The organism is Streptomyces sp. NRRL B-24572, assembly GCF_002156145.1.
In the GTDB taxonomy this organism is placed as follows: domain Bacteria; phylum Actinomycetota; class Actinomycetes; order Streptomycetales; family Streptomycetaceae; genus Streptomyces; species Streptomyces vietnamensis.
Window position 1 is genome coordinate 1 of record NZ_MWIG01000366.1, and the last position, 19,480, is coordinate 19,480.

The window sequence follows — 19,480 nt, forward strand, 5'->3', positions numbered from 1 at the left end:
GCGGCCGGCCGCATTCAGGGTCAGCGAGCCCGGGCGACGGGTGAACAAGGAGACACCCAAGTCCTTCTCCAGGGCGCCCAGTTGGCGGGACAGGGAGGGTTGGGCGACGTACACCTTCCGGGCCGCGGCGGTGACCGACTCCGCCTCGGCGACGGCGAGGAAGTACCGCAGCACCCGTAGTTCCATGACGTCCTCCTGAGGCCTCGACGGACCGCCCCATGCCTCGCAGGCATGAGATCGCAAGCCATCAAGTATTAGACGGCATGAGTGGCCGAATTCAGACTATGGCTGTCCCCGATTCACCGTCTGGCTCACAGTCTGCCGGAGGCTCCATGAACATCACTCACCCTCCCGCCGGCGCGAGTGGAACCCGTGCTTCGCACCAGGCCCGGCGCGCCGGTCTCGCCTCGTTCGTCGGCACGGCCATCGAGTGGTACGACTTCTTCATCTACGGCACGGCCTCCGCGCTGGTCTTCGGGAAGCTGTTCTTCCCCGAGGTGTCCCCGGCCGCGGGCGTGCTCGCCTCCTTCGCGACCTTCTGGGTCGGCTTCCTGGCCCGGCCGCTCGGCGGCGTCGTTTTCGGCCACTTCGGTGACCGGATGGGCCGCAAGGGCACACTGGTCACCACCCTCGTACTGATGGGCGGAGCCACCTTCCTGGTCGGCGTCCTGCCGACGTACGCGCAGATTGGGGTCGGCGCGCCACTGCTCCTCGCGCTGCTGCGCGCCGTCCAGGGCATCGCCGTGGGCGGCGAGTGGGGCGGCGCCGTCCTGATGGCCTCGGAGAGCGCTCCGAAGGGCCGCGGCTCCTTCTACGCCATGATGGTGCAGCAGGGCTCCCCGGCGGGAGCGATCCTGTCGACGCTCGTCTTCCTCTCCGTGACCACCCTCGACGACGCCGCCTTCCTGTCCTGGGGCTGGCGCGTGCCGTTCCTGCTCTCGGGTCTGCTCGTCGTGGTCGGTCTCGTGATCCGTCTGAAGGTCGAGGAGTCGAAGGACTTCGAGCGCGCCAAGGACAGCGGCGAGGTCGTGAAGCTGCCGATCGCCGAGGTGCTGCGCACCAACTGGCGGACCGTGCTGCTCGGCATCGGCGCCTCGGTCATGGGCATCTCCTCCGCCTACTTCACCAACACGTTCGTACTGGCCTGGACCACCAACGAGCTCCACATGGACCGGCAGACCATGCTGTACGTCCTGCTCGCCTGCGCCGTCGTGCAGTTCCTCTGGCAGCCGTGCGGCGCGCTGATCGCCGAGCGGGTCGGCGAGACCCGGTTCATGGTCGTCTCGCTGCTCGCCAACGTCGTCGTCACGATCCCGATGTTCCTGCTGATCGGCAGCGCGCAGCCGGTGCTCGTCTTCTGCGGCATCGCGCTCGCCGTCGTCTGCACCTCCGGCTACTACGCCGTCCTCGCGGGCTTCCTCGCCCGCGCCTTCCCCTCGCGGGTCCGGTACACCGGCATCTCGCTCTCGTACCAGCTGTGCTCGACCCTCATCGGCGGTACGACCCCGCTCATCGCCCAGTCCGTGCTGACGTCCGGCGGCGGCTCCATCTGGCCCGTGGCCGGCTTCTACACGGTCCTGCTGCTGGTCACCACCGTGTGCGTCGCGGCCCTCGGCCGATCCGGCGACCGGCGCGAGACCACGGCGCCGCGCGTCCCCGCGGCCATCTGACCCCGCCGCGCCCCAGACCCCGGCGGTCGCCGCTTCCCTCACCCCACCGTGGGCGGCGGCCGCCGGTTCCACTCATTTCGAAGGAGTTGCCCCGTGCGCCTCGACGCCGTGTTCCGCAACGGACGGTTCACCACCCTCGACCCGGACCGCCCCACGGCCCACTCCCTGGGCGTTCTGGGCGGCCGGATCGTCGCCCTCGACGACGACCTGCACGGCTGCACCGCCGATACGGTCGTCGACCTCGGCGGCGCGCACGCGGTGCCCGGCTTCAACGACGCGCACCACCACCTCAGCATGGTCGGGGAGCGACTGCGCCAGCTGGACGTCTCCGCCGACGTCGCACCGGACCTCGACGCGCTGTACCGGGCCGTCGCCGAGCGGGCCGCGGCGCTGCCCGCCGACGCCTGGGTGGTGGGCGCGGGCTACGACCAGAACAAGACCGGCGCCCATCCGACGGCCGAGGCCCTCGACCGCGCCGCCCAGGGCCGTCCCGTCTGGCTGGTGCACACCTCGGGCCACATGGCCGTGGCCGGCACGGAGGCGTTCGCCCGCGCCGGGTTCCCCGATCTCGCCGCCGTCCCCGACGTGCCCGGCGGCGTCGTCGTACGCGATGCGGACGGACGCGCGGCGGGCCTGCTCAAGGAGGCCGCGATGCGGCCGGTCGAGCGGGTGCTGCGTCCACTGCCCGCCGAGGAGTGGATCGCCAACATCGCCGAAGGATCGCGGGCCGCCCTCACCGTCGGCCTGACCAGCGTGACCGAGCCCGGCATCGGCGGCGTCGGCCTCATCGGCAACGGGCCCGCCGACCTGGACGCCTTCATGCGGGCCCGGGAGCGCGATCTGCTCAATGTACGGATGACGCTCATGCCGTACATCACCACGCTGCACGACTGCGGCGTCTTCGAGCCCGGTGCCACCTGGTACGGACTCGACCTGGGGCTACGGACGGGCTTCGGCGACGAGTGGCTGCGCATCGGGCCGACGAAGATCCTCTCCGACGGCTCGCTGATCGGCCGCTCGGCCGCGATGTGCTGCGACTACCACGACACCCCCGGCAACAGCGGCCTGCTCGCCTTCGAGCGCGAGCAGCTGCGCCGGTACATCGTCGAGGCGCACCGCTGCGGCTGGCAGGTCGCCACGCACGCGATCGGCGACGCCGCCCTGGACGTCGTCCTGGAGGCGTACGAGGAGGCGGGCCGGTCGTACCCGCGCGTCGACGTGCGCCACCGCATCGAGCACGCGGGCGTGGCGAGCGACGACCAGGTCGCCCGGATCGCGGAGCTCGGTCTGATCCCCGTACCGCAGGGCCGGTTCCTGTCGGAGACCGGCGACGGGCTGCTCGCCGCGCTGGGCCCCGTACGAGGGCACCTCGCCTACCGGATGAGGTCGTTCCTGGACGCCGGCGTGGTGCTGCCCGGCTCCTCCGACGCGCCCGTGGTCGCCCCGGACCCGCTGCTGAGCATCCACGACATGGTGAACCGGCGTACGGCCTCGGGCGCGCCGATCGGCCCGGCCGAGGCGGTGACGGCGCGGCAGGCCCTGTACGCGTACACGGTCGGTTCGGCGTACGCGGTGCACGAGGAGCGGGTCAAGGGCACTCTCGCCGAGGGCATGCTCGCCGACTTCACGGTCCTGAGCGACGACCTGCTGGGCGTGGCCGCCGACCGTATCGGGGAGCTGACCGTGGGGGCCACGGTCGCCGGCGGTCGCGTCGCCCATGACACCGGAGCCCTGAAGGTCTCCTGACCGGCTCGCTCCCCGCAAGGCCGACACGCCGACGCGACGGCGCGCCGTCCGGACCCTGGTCCGGACGGCGCTCGCCCGCATGCGCTACGGGAGCGTCCACCTCTGGTTCGCCCCGCCGTTGCAGTCCCAGATCACCAGCTCGGTGCCGTTGGCGGTCGAGCCTCCCGGGACGTCGAGGCAGCGGCCCGACTGGACTCCCTTCAGACCGCCGTCGGACTGCGGCGCCCACTGCTGGTTGGCGCCGCCCGTGCAGTCCCACAGGATCACCGCCGTGCCGTTGGCGGTGCCCTGGCCGGTGACGTCCAGGCACTTGCCGTCGTGCGTCAGGGTGCCGTTGGACCAGGTCCAGGTCTGCGCGGCTCCCCCGTCGCAGTCCCCCAGCACGACCGGCGTGCCGCTCGCGCCGGAGGCGTCCGCCGCGGCGCACTTGCCGGCCAGTCCCGAGGTGACCGGGCCTTCGTGGGTGGTGGCGGTGCCCGGGGTGAGGGTGAAGTCGTCGAACTGCTGGGTCCGGTAGCCGGTGACGCCGAGGCCGGCCTGGCCGTTGGTGAAGCCGGCGTCGGTGGCGCTGCCGACGGTGACGCCGTCCACCTTCGCGGTCAGGGTCGAGCCCTCGAGGGCGAACGCGACGGTGTGCCAGGTGCCGGTGCCGAGCCGGGTGGTCGTGCCGCTCGCCAGGGTGGTGAAGTTCCACGCGGTGTCGCTCTTGTCGATGGACCAGGCGCCGGTGTCGCCGACCCGCAGGTGGTAGGCGTTCAGGCCGTTGTTGTTCCTGCCCTGCTGGTTGACGCGGCCGAGGAGTTCGACCGAGCCCGCCTGCTCGAAGAGGACGTCGGACGAGACGGTGTAGTTGCTCCAGGTGCCGTCGCCCATGATCGTGTACGGGGCGTTGTACGGCTCGTCCGTCCACCTGATCGGCGACGTCGGGGCCATCTGACGCAGGCAGGTACCGGTACGGCCGCCGCCGCAGGGCACCATCTGGAACGCGCCGTTCATGTCGGAGAAGTACTTCGGCGAGGTGGTGGTGGCCGGGGTGTCGAAGCCGTCCGCGTACGGCAGGGCGAGCGCGTGGCGGGCCGGCGGGGTCGCGGTGCCCTTGCCCTGGCCGGTCGTGGTGGTCACGGTGTAGAGGTGGCCGGGCTGGAGGGTGAGCGTGTACGTGCCGCCGCTCGGGGTGACGTCCTGCTGGTGGACGAACCAGCGATTGGCGTCCTCCGACCGGACGTCGGTGTCCCAGACGTGGACCTGGCCGGTGGACAGGCCGCCGGTGACGGTGAACGAGGCGGTCTGGGCGGCGGTGGCGTCCATCGTCTCGATGACGGTGCTGTAGTCGGTGTTGTTCGTCGACTTCAGGGTCACGTAACTGCCGTTGGCGCGCTTGCCGCCGAGATAGCCGCCCGCCGAGTCGATGTAGTGCCAGCCCGGCTGGGTGAACTGCGTGGTGTGCGCCGTCACCCAGGTGGTCTTGCCGATGTGGTAGTTGCCGGACCACGGCTGGTTGGCGACGGACATGCCGTCGGTGGAGAAGAAGAGGTTCGGGTAGAGGGCCGCGATGACCGGCCAGTTGAAGTAGGCGGTCATCTTCCCGTCGAGGTAGCCCCGGTTGACCGACCGCGCCACGGCGGCCGCGCCGGTGTCGGCGTCCTGGGACCCGTTCTCGCTGGCCCACAGCGGCTTGCCGAGCCGCTGCGCGGTGACCGTGCTGGGACAGTCGGTGTACGCGCCGAGGTAGCCGCACGGGTAGTGCACGCCGACGACGTCGACGGCGTCCTTGAACGCCTGGTCCTGCGCCATGGCGTCGGCCACGCCCCAGTCGCTGTCCGCACCGACGACCTTGGTGGCGCCGTAGCCGTGCGCGATCAGCGCGGCCTTGAGGTTGCGGTACCAGGTCTTGTCGTAGCCGCGCTCGTTCCAGCCGCCGAGGTAGTCGATCGTCAGACCGTGCCGGCCTGCGCAGTCCATCCAGGACATGAGGTAGTCGATGGTGTCCTGGGACCAGAAGTTGCCGCCGCCGATCCAGCCCGGAGCACCCCAGGACAGCGCTGCGAGCTTGATGCGCGGGTTGCGGGCCCTGGCCTGTTCGGCCATCCACCACTGATAGCCCTGGTCGCAGTCGACGGTGCCGGCCGTGTGCATGTGGCTGGGCTCGGCGCCGTCGGTGGAGTTGGTGTCGCCGCCGATCTCCAGCTTCAGCAGCTGCAGGGAGGCTCCGTAACCGGGCTTGTACAGGTAGTCGAGCAGCTCGCTGCGCTGCGGCTCCGGATAGTCGGCCAGGAGACGGGAGTTGCCTCCGCCACCGGAGATCGCTCCGACTCCGTCGAAGGTCAGGCCGGGCTTGGCACCGTTGACCGTGATCGAGGTCGACGTCAGGGCCGGCGGCGGGGGTGCGGCCTCCGCGGCGGTGGGCGCGGTCAGGCCGGTGAGCGTGCTCAACGACAGGCCGAGGAAAGCGGCGAACGTTCTCCGCAGACGCACGGATGCTCGGGTCATACTGACTCCTTGGTGTCGGACATGCTTGCGGGAACTCGTGGCGCGGCGAAGTGACCGTGGGCAGAGCGCGATGGTGAGCCCGTTCTCCAGGCACCCGGCAGGGCGACCGCGAGCAGGATGCCGCTGGGCGATGACCCCGTTGCAAGGGGCGTCAGCCCATGCGGGTCACCCGACCTGAAACGCGTTGGCGCCTCTAGCAAGGCATTAACGGAGTAACTTCGAGCATAGTTGAACGCAACTCACCAAGAGTCAACACCCATGCGCCTGATCGGTGCGATATTCCGAACAGAACCGGCCTCGGCGTCGAACCTCAGGAGTACACGGCCCTCCGTCCGTACGACCTCGGACGCCACCGGCCGCCCCTCCGCATCGGTCACGACGAGGTCCGGGGTGTCGGCGGGCACGAGGACGGTGAGTGTGGCCTGACGGGCGCCGCAGCGCAGGGTGGCGGCACTGAGGCGATGGCCGGCCCACCGCAGATCGACGCCGACGCTGCCCCGTGCGCGCAGCCCCTCCGCACTGCCGTCCGCCCAGGCCCGGGGCAGCGCGGGCAGGAGGCGCAGGACGCCGTTGTGGCTCTGCAGCAGCATCTCGGCGATCGCCGCGGTGGCGCCGAAGTTGCCGTCGATCTGGAAGAGGTCCGGCGGGTGCAGGCCGAAGAGGTTGGGAGCGGAGAACTCGGTGAGCAGCGCACGGACGCTGTCATGGGCGAGGTCGGCGTCACCGAGCCGGGCCGCCAGGGCCGCCGCCCAGGCGCGGCTCCAGCCGGTCGATCCGCCCCCGTGGTCCAGGCGCCGTACGAGGGCGAGCCGGGCCGCCTCGACGAGTGCGGGCGCGGTGACCGGGTCGATCGCGCTGCCCGGATAGAGGCCGTAGAGGTGGGAGAGGTGGCGGTGCCCGGGGTCCTCTTCCGGAAGGTCCTCCCACCATTCGAGCAGGCGGCCGTGCCCGTCGGTCACCGGCGGTCGCAACCGGGCGCGGGCCGCGTCGAGTTCGGCGGTGAGGCCCTGGTCCACGCCAAGGAGCCGGGCCGCCGAGGCGGTACGGGCGAACAGTTCGGTCGTCAGCCAGTAGTCCATGGTCGCGGCGGCGGAGACGGCCGCCAGCGTGCCGTCCGGCAGCCGGAAACGGTGTTCGGGCGAGGTGGAGGGGCAGGTGACCAGGTGCCCGTCGCGGTCCTCCGTGAGGAAGTCGAGGAGGAAGCGGGCAGCGCCTCGCATGGCCGGATAGGCCTGTTCGGCGAGGAAGCCGACTCCGCCGCGATCGCCGTCGTCCGCCCCCTCGAACAGATGGTGTTCCCACAGGTGGGCACACAACCAGGCCCCCGCCATCGGCCAGTTGGCCCAGACCGGGGAGCCGGAGACGGGGTTGGCGGTGCGCCAGACGTCGACGTTGTGGTGCACGGTCCAGCCGCGGGTCCCGTAGTACGTGGCGGCCGTGCGGGCCCCGGACTCGGTGAGGTCGGCGACGAGGTCGAAGAGGGGGCGGTGACAGGCGGCGAGGCCGGTGGTCTCGGCGTGCCAGTAGTTCATCTGGAGGTTGATGTTGGTGGTCCAGTTCGCGTTCCAGGGCGGCGCGACCTGGTTGTTCCAGATGCCCTGGAGGTTGGCCGGCTGGGTGCCGGGACGCGAGGAGGCGATCAGCAGGTAGCGGCCGTAAGCGAAGAGCAGGCCGGCCAGCGCCGGGTCCTCCCGGCCTTCCCTGACGGCGGCGATCCGCTGGTCCGTGGGGAGCGCCTCGCTCCGTGAACCGTCGCCCAGGCGCAGTGCGGTGCCGCGGAAGAGCCTTCGGTGATCGGCGAGGTGCTCGGACAGCAGCTGCTCGTAAGGCCGTTCGGCGGCCGCGTCGAGCAGCCGTGCGACCTCGTCGACCGGGCCGTCCTCGGGGCCGGCGGGCGTACGGGTGTGGCCGCGGTAGCCGGTCGCGACGGCGACGAGGAGGACGAGTTCGTCCGCACCGGTCACGGTCACCGCGCCCTCGGCGCCCTCCAGGAGCCCCCCGGTGGCCAGGACCCGTAGCCCGGCCGCGAAGCCCATGCCGGCGTCCGGGTGGTAGTGGGCGGGTTCGGCGGCGTCGAACTCCATGTGGGCGGGGGCGCGTCCGGACAGGACGAGCCGCTCCGCTTCCGTGTCGACACGGGTGCCGGGATGGGGCGAGCCGAGGTGGGCCGTGAGTGAGATCCGCCCCGGTGATGCCGAGGTGACGCGGGTGACGAGCACTCCTGCGGGGGCGGACACGAACGACTCGCGCAGGATGTCGTCGCCCTCGGTCCGGTACGTCACGCGGTGGACGGCGGCGTCCAGGTCGAGCGAGCGCACGTAGTCGTCCGTCCGGCCGTCGCCGAAGGCGAGTCGGAGCGTCCCGAGCGGCTGGTACGCCTCGGTGAACGGTCCCTGCATCAGGGTCGCGAGGGTCTCGGCGCGGGCGAGGTCGCCGTCGGCCAGGACAGCGGCTCGCAGGGCCGGCAGATGGTCTGCCGCGCCGACCCTGTCACGGTTCCCCGGGCCGCCGGACCAGAGGGTGTCGGCGTTGAGGTCGATCGTCTCGGCGGTGCCGCGCGCTCCCGCCTCCGCGCCCGCGCCGCCGCCGTACATCAGCGCCCCGAGGCGTCCGTTGCCCAGCGGCAGCGCTTCCAGGAACGAGGTGGCGGGGCGTCGGTACCAGAGGAGGTCCGGGCCGGGGGCGCGGTCGAGGAGCAACGGAGTGTCCTTTCGGGGATTCGGGTGCGCGGGCTCCGGCGGGTCGCGCCCGAGCGTGGCGGCGGCCGGTCGGCGCAGGCTCCGGGGGACGCATGGGACTCCCGTCACCGGGAGTGTGCGGCGACGGGAGTGGTCCTCGACCCTGCGGCCCTGCTCGGCCGCCCGTGTCAGAGCGCGGCGGCCGGCCCGGTGCTGTCCCGCACGATGAGTTCGGGCCGCAGCAGCTGGAGCGCGTTGGCCACGCGCCCGGGCCTCTCGACGGCACGGAGCAGCAGCTCGACGGCCTGCCGGGCCATCTCGCGCTTGGGTATGGCCACGGTGGTGAGCGCCGGCCGGGCACCCCGTACCTCCAGGTTGTCGTCGTGGCCGACGACGGAGAGGTCGTGCGGGACGGAGAGGCCGGCGACGCGGGCCGCTTCCAGGGCGCCGAGGGCGAGGATGTCGTGGGTGGCGAAGATCGCGGTCGGGGACGGATCGGCGGCGAGCGCGGCGTTCGCCGCCGCGTAGCCCCCGGTGATGGTGGGTTCGGAAGCCACGTGGACGGCACTGTCCGGGATGGTGATGCCGTTCTCGGCGAACGCCCGCCGGAACCCGGCGACGCGTGGGGCGTGCGCGGGGCTGGCCAGGACGGCCACCCGCTCGTGACCGAGCTCGCGAAGATGGCGGCCGGCCAGGTGGCCGGCCTTCTCGTAGTCGATGGTGATCACGGGGAAGGCGTCGGGCGCCTCGGTCTCCCAGGCGCACAGGGCGACCGGGAAGCGTGCGTCGGCGAGCAGCGGCAGGTGGTCGATCAGATCGCGGTCACCGGCGATCAGCAGGGCGTCCACCGAGCGGCCGGCCAGGCTCGCCAGATGACGGCGCGCCCGCTCGCCGTCGAGGCGGGTGGTGCACAGGAGGAGATGGAAGCCGTGCTCCTCCAGGACGTCCTCGACCTCCTCGACCAGCTCGGAGTAGAAGGCGCCCGCGACCGTGGGCACGAAGAGCCCCACCGTCCGGGTGCTGCCGGTGGCCAGGGAGCGGGCGACCAGGTTGGGGGTGTAGCCCAGCTCGTCGATCGCGCTGCGGACGCGCGCCGCGGTGGCCGGGCGCACGGCCACCCGGCCGCTGAGGACGTTCGAGACCGTCTGCTTGGTGACGCCCGCGCGTTCTGCAACGTCCTGCATCGTCACCATGGCTGCACTCCAACTATTGGACCGGTAAAACAACGTCCCCCGGAAAGTAGCCACTGTGGCGAGGCCGGTCAAGAGGCCGTACGCCACTCTCCCAGTCTCCCACCAGGCCACAGGCACAGATGCATGGATCTCGCCGTCACCTCTTCGAAAACTTCGCGCCACCTACTTGTTTTACCGGTCAAGCGGCCCGTACCGTTCCCACCCATCCAGCCGGTCCACGCCGACACAGAGCCGAAACCTGCGGCGAGCGCTGGTGGTCAACTCCCGCGCGGCACCTCGCGCCTTCGAGAGGAAACACCCCATGGCCAGATCCCTCCTGCCCGCTTCCCGTACCGTCCGAGTCGCCGGAGCCGTGACGGCCGCCGCGCTCCTCCTCGGCCTCACCGCGTGCGGCGGTGACGACGCGGGGGACGGCAAGAGCTTCACGTACTGGTCGATGTGGCGGGCGGAGGAGCCGCAGGCGCAGGTGATCAAGGCGGCGATCGCGGACTTCACCGCGTCCACGGGCATCAAGGTGGAGGTGAACTGGGCCGGCCGTGACGTGTCGAAGAAGATCGGCCCGGCGATCGCCGCCAACCAGGCCCCGGACCTGTGGGACCAGGCCAACGACGCGATCTTCGGCGCCACCGCCTCGGCCGGCCAGGCCCGCGACCTGTCCTCGGTGCTCGCGATGCAGGTCCCCGGCGAGAACGTGAAGGTCTCGGACGTCATACCCGACAAGTACTTCGCGATGCTGCCGAAGGACCCCTCGGGCTCGAACCACTACGTCATCCCGTACGAGGTCGCCACGACCGGCATGTACTACAACGCCGCCGACCCCGCCGTCACCGCGGCCATGCCGAATCCGCCGGCCGACTGGGACGCCTTCCTCAAGATCTGCGACGCCGTCGAGGCCAAGGGCAAGGCGTGCGTCGCCTCCGAGGGCGAGGACCCCTGGACCAACGGCCTCTACCTCGACTACCTGCTGAACGCGGGAGGCGTCGACGTCGCCAGGCTCTCCGCCGACAAGACCGGCGCCGCGTGGGACGACCCGGCGGTCCTGGCCGCGGCCGGGAAGATCGAGAAGCTCGTCAAGGGCGGCCACGTCATCAAGGGCTACGACGCCACCAAGTACCCCGCCCAGCAGACCAACTGGGCCGCCGGGAAGGCGGGCTTCCTGATGAACGGCAGCTGGGTCACCGCCGAGGTCGCCCAGCAGATCCCGTCCGGCTGGAAGTTCGGCTCCCTCCTGCCGCCCGGTGCCACCACCCCGGACGCCGCCCTGTTCGGCTTCTCCGTCCCGAAGCGCGCGAAGAACGCCGGCGCCGCCGAGAAGTTCATCGCCTACTTCCTGCAGAAGAAGACGCTGAGCGGCATCGCGACCAAGGCCGCGAACATCACCCCGCGCGAGGACATCCCTGCCCCCGCCGAGCTGGCCGACGCCCAGAAGGCCCTGAGCAGCCCGAAGGTCCGACTGGCCTTCGACGGTGTCGCGGGAAGCTGGTCGCCGAAGGTCCTCGACCGGAACTTCCTCGACCTGTGGCACGGCAAGACCACCGCCGCCCAGTTCGTCGCCGCGTGCAAGGCCGCCCAGGTCTCGTACTGGAAGTCCCAGGGCTGAGGCGGGCCGTGACCCTCACGAACCAGGACACACCGCGGACGGACCACGTCCGCGGTGCCGTCCCCCGATCGAGCCGCACGGCCCGTCACCGCGACGGCGGACCCCACCAGCGCCAACAGCGCCGCACCTTCTGGCCGTTCACCGCTCCCGCGCTCCTCGTCTACGGCGTCCTCTTCCTCGCCCCGGTCGGCTACGCGATCTGGACGAGCCTCTACAAGTGGGACGGCATGGGTCCCATGGAGTGGCGCGGTCTCGACAACTACCGGCTGCTGTTCCAGGATCCGTTCTTCCGGACCTCCCTGGCCAACACCCTGGTGCTGATGTTCGTCGGCGGGATCGTCACCTTCGCCATCAGCCTGGCCCTCACCCTGGTGCTGCGGGAGATGCAGGGCCGGCTGTTCGCCCGGTCGGTGCTGTTCTTCCCGTGCCTGGTCAACGGCATGGTGTTCGGTATCGCCGCCGGTTTCCTCTTCTCACCCGACGGCCCGGTCAACCAGGTCCTGGCACTCGTGGGCGTGGACACACCACCGAAGTGGCTGTCGACCGACAACCTGATGCCGCTGATCCTCGGCACGCTGATCTGGACCGCGACCGGCTACTACACGTCGATCATCATGGCCGCCGTCGACCAGATCCCGCAGTACCTGTACGAGGCCGCCGAACTCGACGGCGCGGGACCCTTCCAGCGCTTCCGGCACATCACCCTGCCCGGGGCCTGGGACGTCATCTCCGTCTGCGCGGTGCTGTGGACGGTCAGCTCGGTCAAGATCTTCGAACTCATCCTGCTGTTCGGCGGCAGCAGCAGCGCCTATCCACCGGCCGAGAGCTGGAACACCGCCGTCTACGTGTACACGGAGGCGTTCCCGCAGGCCACCACACCGCGCCTGGGCATCGCCACGGCCGCGGCGATCACCAGCCTCCTCATGGTCACCGTCGTGACGCTGGTGATGCGCCGGCTGATGCGCCGCGAACCCCTCGAGTACTGAGAAAGGCCACCGCACGTGCGAAGCAAACGCGGCTCCACCTCCATGGTGAGACGTCTCGTCACCGCCCTCGTCTGGGCCGTGGTGGCGGCTGACCTGCTGCTGATCCTGTGGATCGCCCTCACCTCCCTCCGCGGCAGCCGGGACATCCTCCAGGACGTCATCGGCCTCCCCGTACCTCCCAGGCTCGGCAACTACACCCGCGCCCTCGACGAGGGCGGCTTCGCGGAGGCGGCCCTCAACAGCGTCCTGGCCGCGGTGGTCTCCTCCCTCCTCGCCGTCGCCGTGGCGGCACCGTGCGCCTACGCGCTGGCCCGCCGCCGCTCCGCGACCTCCTCGGCCCTGACGATGAGCTTCGCCATGGGACTCGGCGTGCCCGGGCAGGTCCTCGTGGTCCCGCTGTTCGTCGGACTCGCCCAAGTGGACCTGGTCGACAACCGGTTCGGCCTGATCCTGGTCTACCTGGGCCTCGCGATGCCGTTCACCGTCTTCATGCTCACCGGCTTCTTCTCCGGTGTGCCAGCGGTCCTGGAGGAGGCGGCGGTCCTGGACGGCGCCGGCCCCCTGCGCACCTTCGTCCAGGTGGTGCTGCCCGTCGCGCGCGGCGGCCTGATCACCGCGTTCCTGCTGCAGTTCATCAGCGCCTGGAACGAGACCCTGTTCGCCCTGGTCCTGACGCACAGCCAGGACCGGATCACCCTCCCCGTGGCACTCGCCCAGTTCGTGGCCGCCGCGCAGATCAACGGCTTGGACTACGGCACGATGTTCGCCGGAGTCTGCCTCATTCTCGCCCCGATGATCGCGCTCTTCTCCTGGATGGGCACGCGGATCATCCAGGGCATGACCGTGGGAATAGGTAAATGACCTCCACCCTGGGCACCTCCGCCCTCCGCACCGACGTCCTGAGGATCGAAGGTGCCGCCGACCCCGTCGGCACCCTGCCGATCCTGCACGGCATCTCCTCGTACACCGCCGAAGGCGTCGGGGTCGACGACGAGATGCGCCGCAACCTGGCCTACGGAGCCCCGCGCAGCCTGCTCCCGTACACACGTCAGGACCGCTACGACCGCGTCCGCTCGACCCGCGAACTCCCGACCGTGGTGCTGGAGAACGAGCAACTCACCGCCGTCTTCCTGCCCGGATACGGCGGCCGGCTGTGGTCGCTCGTGCACCGGCCCACCGGCCGCGAGCTGCTGCACCGCAACCGGACCCTCCAGCCCGCCAACCTGGCCCTGCGCGACGCCTGGCTGGCCGGCGGCGTGGAGTGGAACCTCGGCGCCACCGGCCACTGGCCGCTGACCTGCGAGCCGCTGCACGCCGCCCGCGTCACCGCCCCGGACGGCACGCCCGTCCTGCGCATGTACGCCTTCGAGCGGCTGCGCCGACTGGTCCTGCGCATGGACACCTGGCTCCCCGCCGGCTCGCCCGTCCTGTACGTCCGCGTCACCGTGCACAACCCGAGCGAACACGAGACTCCCGTCTACTGGTGGTCGAACATCGCCGTGCCGGAGACCGAGGGCACCCGGGTCCTCGCGCCCGCCGACCACGCCTTCCACTGCGACTACGTGAGCGACCTGAGGCACGTCGGGTTCCCGTACCTGGAGGGCGGCGACCACAGCCGTCCGGGCCGTCTCGCCCGCGCCGCCGACTACTTCCTCGACCTCCCGGAAGGCGAGCGGCGGTGGATCGCCGCGCTGGACGAGACCGGCACGGGTCTGGTCCAGGCCTCCACCGCGCGGCTGCGCGGCAGGAAGATGTTCTGCTGGGGCACCTCCACCGGCGGCAGGCACTGGCAGGAGTGGCTGTCCGGCCCCCGCTCCGCGTACCTGGAGATCCAGGCGGGACTCGCCCGCACCCAGCTGGAGCACCTCCCGATGCCCGCCGGCGCGACCTGGTCGTGGACCGAGGCGTACGGGATGCTGAGCGCCGATCCGAAGACGGTGCACGGCGACTGGACGCAGGCCCGGACGGCCGCCGCCGAGGCCCTGGAACTGCTGGTGCCGGAGGCCGAGCTTCACCGCGCGAACACGTTCGCCGAAACCCTCGGCGCGCCCGAGGAACCGCTGACCGAGGGCTCCGGATGGGCCGCCCTGGAGATCGAGGCGGGCGCCCTGCCCGCCTCCCCACTGCTCCCGTTCGGCACGCCCGGCACCGAGCAGGAACCGTGGCGGCAGCTCCTCGCCACCGGCACCCTGCCGGTGAGCGACCCGCCCGCCGAGCCCGTCACCGGACCCCACTGGCGAGCGCTCCTGGAACGCCACGCCGGGGACTGGCACGCGCTCTACCACCTCGCGCTGGTCCGGCTGGCCGACGGCGAGCCGGACACGGCCCGCGTCGCGCTCCTGCGCTCCCTGGCCGACCGCCCCACCTCCTGGGCCCTGCGCGCCCTGGCCTTCCTCACTCCCGCGCCGAAGGAGAAGGCGGACCTCCTCGTCGAGGCGCACCGGCTCCGCCCCGACCTGCACGAGATCACCGTCGAGACGCTGGACGCCCTGCTCGCCGCCGACCTGGCCGCCGACGTGCTCACCATCGTCGAAGCGCTGCCCGCGCCGGCCCGCGCTCACGGCAGGATCCGGCTGGCCGAGGCGAGAGCCGCACACGCTCTCGGCGAGGACGACCGCGTGCGATCCCTGCTGGCCGAGGGCATCCAGGTGGACAACATGCGCGAGGGCGAGGTGTCCCTGGACACCCTCTGGCACGCCGTCCACCCCGACCGGCCGGTTCCCGCGGCCTACGACTTCCGCATGTCGGGAAGCTGAGCCCCCGCCAGGGGCGCGGCGCACAGCGGACACGAAGCCGGCCGGGGCCCCGCGCCCCGGCCACGCCGGCCCCTGTCAGGGCGGTCGGCCCACCGCGAGACGTCGCCCCATCGCCGTCTCGCCCCCCCTCACAAGGAGGACCTGTGTCAGTTCCTCGCACCAGAAGACGACTCACCGGCGGGCTCGTCGCCCTCGTGCTCGCGGCGGCCGGCACCGGAACGCTCGGGGCGCCGACGGCGGCCGCGGCCGACGCCACCCCCACGTACTCGATCGGGGTCGGCGCGGTCCACTCGTACGCGTACCCGACCGACACCCCGGCCGGCGCGTACGTCGACAAGGACGGCACCTTCTACTTCCAGCAGTCCGCAGCCCTGTACGGCACGACCGATCCCCGCTACTGGGACTTCTACACCGGCAAGGACTTCGACACCGCCACCCGCTCGACCACGATCAGCGACGCGGTGAACCCCACGAACTCCAACGACCGCAACAACGACACCACGTGGCGGTGCAACAACTCCCCCACCGGTCTGGATTCGACGCCCGCGCCCGGCGGTTCGGGCTACTCGCAGCGCAACTACTGCGACCTGGTGGGCCTGTGGGTCGATCCCGACACGGGCGACTGGTACGGCCTGGTGCACAACGAGTTCACCCCGCAGCCCTTCGGCGACGGCCTGCACTACGACGCCATCGACTACGCCGTCTCCCACGACCAGGGCAGGACCTGGGACATCCGCGGCCACGCCCTCACCTCCCCGTACAGCACCACCCGGGGCGACACGGCCGCCTTCCCGAACCAGACGTACGACTACGGCGACGGCGACCCGCGCCTCTTCGTCGACGTCGCCTCCGGCTACTTCTACGTCTACTACGGCTCGCGGATCGTCCCGAAGGGCGGGGTCGGCGGCCCCAACGGCGGCCTCGCGCACGTCGCCCGCGCCCCGATCTCCGGCAAGATGGCCTCCGGTACCTGGCAGAAGTGGTACGACGGCACCTGGTCGCAGCCGGGCTTGGGCGGCCGGGAGAGCAACATGGTGCCGGTCACCGCGGCCAACACCAACGGTTACACGCCGGTCGCCGACGACTACAGCCCTGCGAACACCGGGAACGTCGACCAGCAGATCGCGGCGGGCGAACTCCCCCGCAAATCCGACCTGTTCATCATGAACATCGCCTACGACGCCCACCTCGGCCTCTACATCGGCGAGCCCGAGGTCGTCTCCGGCGCCGCGCCCCAGCGGTTCTACGTCACCGACGACCTCGCCACCCAGAAGTGGACCCTGATCGGGGACTCCGGCAGCTACACCTCGGAGTCCTGGTACCGCTGGATGGTCGACGGCGCCAGCCGCACCGGCACCTCGGTCATCGGCAAGACCTTCCGGTCGTACTGCTCCATCTCCTGCGCCACCTCCGGCGGCGAGTACGCGGACGTCACCGTCGACTCCTCCGCCCCCGCCGCCCCGCTCGACCTGACGAAGACCTACCGGATCGCGGCCGGCAACGGCCGGGTCCTCGCCCAGGTCTCCGGCGGCACCCAGACCACCTCGGTGCCCGCCGCCACCGGCTCCGCCCTGGAGTCGTGGACCTTCCTCTCGCACGGCGACGGCTCGTACCGCATCGTCAACACGTCGACCGGGCAGCTCCTCGGCGTCGACGGCGCCTCGACCGCGAACCGCGCGTGGGGCACCCGTCCGACCGTCACCGACGCCTCGGCCGCCGGCGTGGGGCAGCAGTGGTTCGTGCTCCCCGACAAGACCACGACCGGCGCCTTCCGACTGGTCAACCGCTACAGCGGCCTGACGATCGGCATGTCCTCCGTCTCCGGCCGCCTCGCCGAGACCACGCCCGGCCGCACCTGGACCGACACCACCGGCAGCGCCGTCGGCGGGGCCCGCACCGCGGCCGAGCAGACGCTCACCCTCACCGCGACCGGCACCGCCCCGGAGACGGTCCTGCTCACCAGCCCCGGAAACCGCAGCGCGACCGCCGGTACGACGGTCTCCCTCCAGCTCGACGCCACCGACAACCTCTCCAAGCCGCTGACCTTCTCGGCCACCGGCCTGCCGGCCGGCCTGTCGATGAACTCCTCCGGCCTGATCAGCGGCACCCCGACCACGGCGGGCACCTCCACCGCCACGGTCACGGCCGCCTCGGGGACGGCAAGCGCCTCCGTCTCCTTCACCTGGACGGTGGCCCCCGACTACACCGGCACGCACACCGTCGCCACAGGCACCCGTTTCCTCACCGCACCGAACGGCAGCGGCGCGGGCACCGCCCTCACCGCGACGAACACCGGCTCCAACAGGAACTGGCGGTTCACCCTTCAGTCCGACGGCTCGTACACGCTCGTCAACACGGCGACCGGGTTGTGCGCCGACGTCAACGGCGGTTCCACCGCACCCGGCGCGACGATCATCCAGTGGTCGTGCTCAGGCAACGCCAACCAGCGATGGAACGTCAAGAAGCTCGCCGACGGCACCCACACGCTCACCTCGGTGTCCAGCGGCCTGGTGGTCACCGCGCCGACGGGCAAGAACAGCCCCGTGACACAGCAGCAGGACACCGGATCCGCCCTCCAGCACTGGACGATCACGTGAGCCGGTTCAGCACCCGGATGCGGGGCTGACGCCAGGGTCCCGGGGCGGCGACAGCCCCGGGACCTCACGGCCCACACGGGGACACCCACCCGCCGTCCGGCCGAGGCCGCCGCTCCGGCACAGCCCCCCCGCTCTCCCGATCAGAGGACCCGCTCATGCCCGTCGCATCCCCGCCCGTCACCTTCGACCCCGACCTCGGCCTCGCGGTACTGCGCACTCCGAACACCATGTACGCGCTCCGCATCGGCGCAGACGGCAGCCCCCGACACCTCTACTGGGGTGCCCCGCTCGACCACGAGGACCTCGCCGCGATGCCGGATCCGACCTCCCCGGTCTGGGGCATCTTCGAGTCCGAGGCCGCCGCCGACGAACTCGCCCCGCAGACCGGGGCGCGATTCGGGCCGGCCGGTCTTCAGGTCCGCTTCTCCGACGGCACCCGGGGCACGCAGTGGCGCTACACCGGCTACGCCGTCGACGGCAGCGTGCTGCGGATCCGCCTCGACGACCGGCGCCGCCCCCTCCGTACCGAACTGTGCTACCGCGTCCTGTCCGGCGGCGACGTCATCGAGCGCTGGACGGAGCTGACCCACACCGGGTCCGTGGACGGCCCGCCGGACCCTGTGACCGTCGACCGGCTGGACTCGGCCTCCTGGACCGCTCCCCCGCTGGCCGACTACCGGCTGAGCCATCTGACGGGCACCTGGAGCAGCGAGTCCCGGCTCCAGCGCGACCGGCTCGCCGTCGCGGAGACGGTGCTGACGAGCCGACGAGGCATCACCAGCCATCACGCGAACCCCTGGCTGGCCCTCGACAACGGCACCGCGGCAGAAGAGCACGGCGAGGTGTGGAGCACCGCGCTCGCCTGGAGCGGCAGCTGGCGCGTCACGATCCACCGCGACCCGCTCGGCCGCACCACCTGGACCGACGGCTTCGGACACGAGGGGCTGAGCTGGACCCTGCGGGCGGGCGAGACCCTGCAGACCCCGGTGTACGCGGGCCTCTACACCCCGCACGGCTTCGGCGCGGCCAGCCGCGCCTGGCACGAGCACGTACGCCGACACGTGCTGCCGGAGCCGGAGCGTGATCTGCCGGTCCTCTACAACTCGTGGGAGGCCACCGCGTTCGACGTCGACGAGGCCGGTCAGATCCACCTCGCCCGGCTGGCCGCGCGGCTCGGCACGGAGCTCTTCGTCCTGGACGACGGCTGGTTCGGCGCGCGCCGGGACGCCAAGTCCGGGCTCGGCGACTGGACTCCCCGCCCCGATGCCTTCCCCCGCGGGCTGCGCCCGCTCGCCGACGAAGTACACGGTCTCGGCATGGAGTTCGGGCTGTGGGTCGAGCCGGAGATGGTCAACCGCGACAGCGACCTGTACCGCGCCCATCCGGACTGGGTCGTCCACTCTCCCCGGCTCGACGCGACCGAGTTCCGCAGCCAGTTGGTCCTGAATTTCGCCCGACCCCAGGTCGAGGCCTGGGCCCAGGAGACGCTCGACCGCCTGGTGCGCGAGAACCGCGTCGACTGGCTCAAGTGGGACGCCAACCGTCCCTTCACCGACGTGGGTTGGGAAGGTCACCCCGATCCCGACCGGCTGTGGATCGATCACACCCGGGCCGTCCACCGGATCATGGACCGGCTGCGCGCCGCCCACCCCGGACTGCGCATCGAGGCGTGCGCGGGCGGCGGCGGACGCGTCGACCTCGGCATGCTCGCCCGCACCGACCAGGCCTGGACCTCGGACAACACCGATCCGGTCGACCGGATCG

The 19,480-nt window shown here is 71.5% G+C and carries 12 protein-coding genes; 8 read left to right on the top strand and 4 right to left on the bottom strand.

The window, feature by feature from the left end:
- Positions 1 to 186 (bottom strand): LysR family transcriptional regulator (locus tag CCN56_RS22045; protein WP_143664596.1); only part of this gene is annotated, 186 nt, incomplete at its 3' end.
- Between the two features lie 146 nt (positions 187 to 332).
- Between CCN56_RS22045 and CCN56_RS22050 the strand changes: the two genes are divergently transcribed.
- The gene (locus CCN56_RS22050; protein WP_086829297.1) at positions 333 to 1,670 is read left to right on the top strand and encodes an MFS transporter; all 1,338 of its coding nucleotides are present in this window, start codon (positions 333 to 335) and stop codon (positions 1,668 to 1,670) included.
- A gap of 93 nt (positions 1,671 to 1,763) precedes the next feature.
- Positions 1,764 to 3,416, top strand: a complete 1,653-nt coding sequence (locus CCN56_RS22055) for an amidohydrolase (protein ID WP_086829299.1) — start codon at positions 1,764 to 1,766, stop codon at positions 3,414 to 3,416.
- An 84-nt stretch (positions 3,417 to 3,500) separates the two neighbouring features.
- Here CCN56_RS22055 and CCN56_RS22060 read toward each other — a convergent pair whose 3' ends face one another.
- The 3 genes from CCN56_RS22060 to CCN56_RS22070 form a co-directional block, all read right to left on the bottom strand.
- A complete protein-coding gene (locus tag CCN56_RS22060) occupies positions 3,501 to 5,906 on the bottom strand; it encodes a ricin-type beta-trefoil lectin domain protein (RefSeq protein ID WP_086829301.1) in 2,406 nt (801 codons plus the stop codon).
- Between the two features lie 239 nt (positions 5,907 to 6,145).
- Positions 6,146 to 8,605: a glycoside hydrolase N-terminal domain-containing protein gene (locus CCN56_RS22065; protein ID WP_086829303.1), complete on the bottom strand. Its 2,460-nt coding sequence runs from the start codon at positions 8,603 to 8,605 to the stop codon at positions 6,146 to 6,148.
- 167 nt (positions 8,606 to 8,772) lie between these two features.
- Positions 8,773 to 9,777 carry a LacI family DNA-binding transcriptional regulator gene (locus tag CCN56_RS22070; protein ID WP_086829305.1) on the bottom strand — a complete coding sequence of 335 codons (1,005 nt, stop codon included), beginning with the start codon at positions 9,775 to 9,777 and terminating at the stop codon, positions 8,773 to 8,775.
- 301 nt (positions 9,778 to 10,078) lie between these two features.
- Here CCN56_RS22070 and CCN56_RS22075 point away from each other — a divergent pair, with 301 nt between their 5' ends.
- From CCN56_RS22075 to CCN56_RS22100, 6 genes are all read left to right on the top strand, one after another.
- Complete coding sequence (locus tag CCN56_RS22075) at positions 10,079 to 11,377, top strand: ABC transporter substrate-binding protein (RefSeq protein ID WP_086829307.1); 1,299 nt, start codon at positions 10,079 to 10,081, stop codon at positions 11,375 to 11,377.
- Positions 11,378 to 11,385: 8 nt separating this feature from the next.
- On the top strand, positions 11,386 to 12,363 hold the full coding sequence (locus tag CCN56_RS22080; protein ID WP_086829308.1) for a carbohydrate ABC transporter permease: 978 nt from the start codon (positions 11,386 to 11,388) through the stop codon (positions 12,361 to 12,363).
- 15 nt (positions 12,364 to 12,378) lie between these two features.
- Positions 12,379 to 13,224 (top strand): carbohydrate ABC transporter permease, encoded by an 846-nt coding sequence (locus CCN56_RS22085; protein ID WP_086829310.1) that lies wholly within the window; start codon positions 12,379 to 12,381, stop codon positions 13,222 to 13,224.
- Positions 13,221 to 15,119 carry a DUF5107 domain-containing protein gene (locus tag CCN56_RS43900; RefSeq protein ID WP_086829312.1) on the top strand — a complete coding sequence of 633 codons (1,899 nt, stop codon included), beginning with the start codon at positions 13,221 to 13,223 and terminating at the stop codon, positions 15,117 to 15,119. Before CCN56_RS22085 ends, CCN56_RS43900 begins: the two co-directional genes overlap by 4 nt.
- 143 nt (positions 15,120 to 15,262) lie before the next feature.
- Positions 15,263 to 17,716 carry an RICIN domain-containing protein gene (locus CCN56_RS22095; RefSeq protein ID WP_218779438.1) on the top strand — a complete coding sequence of 818 codons (2,454 nt, stop codon included), beginning with the start codon at positions 15,263 to 15,265 and terminating at the stop codon, positions 17,714 to 17,716.
- Positions 17,717 to 17,871: 155 nt separating this feature from the next.
- Positions 17,872 to 19,480: alpha-galactosidase (locus tag CCN56_RS22100; RefSeq protein ID WP_086829315.1), on the top strand; the 1,609-nt coding region annotated here is incomplete at its 3' end.

Excerpts from the sequence above, each read along its gene's own strand:
- CCN56_RS22075 (WP_086829307.1), top strand. The coding sequence starts at position 10,079 with ATGGCCAGATCCCTCCTGCCCGCTTCCCGTACCGTCCGAGTCGCCGGA.
- CCN56_RS22050 (WP_086829297.1), top strand. The coding sequence starts at position 333 with ATGAACATCACTCACCCTCCCGCCGGCGCGAGTGGAACCCGTGCTTCG.
- CCN56_RS22070 (WP_086829305.1), bottom strand. The coding sequence starts at position 9,777 with ATGGTGACGATGCAGGACGTTGCAGAACGCGCGGGCGTCACCAAGCAG.
- CCN56_RS22060 (WP_086829301.1), bottom strand. The coding sequence starts at position 5,906 with ATGACCCGAGCATCCGTGCGTCTGCGGAGAACGTTCGCCGCTTTCCTC.
- CCN56_RS43900 (WP_086829312.1), top strand. The coding sequence starts at position 13,221 with ATGACCTCCACCCTGGGCACCTCCGCCCTCCGCACCGACGTCCTGAGG.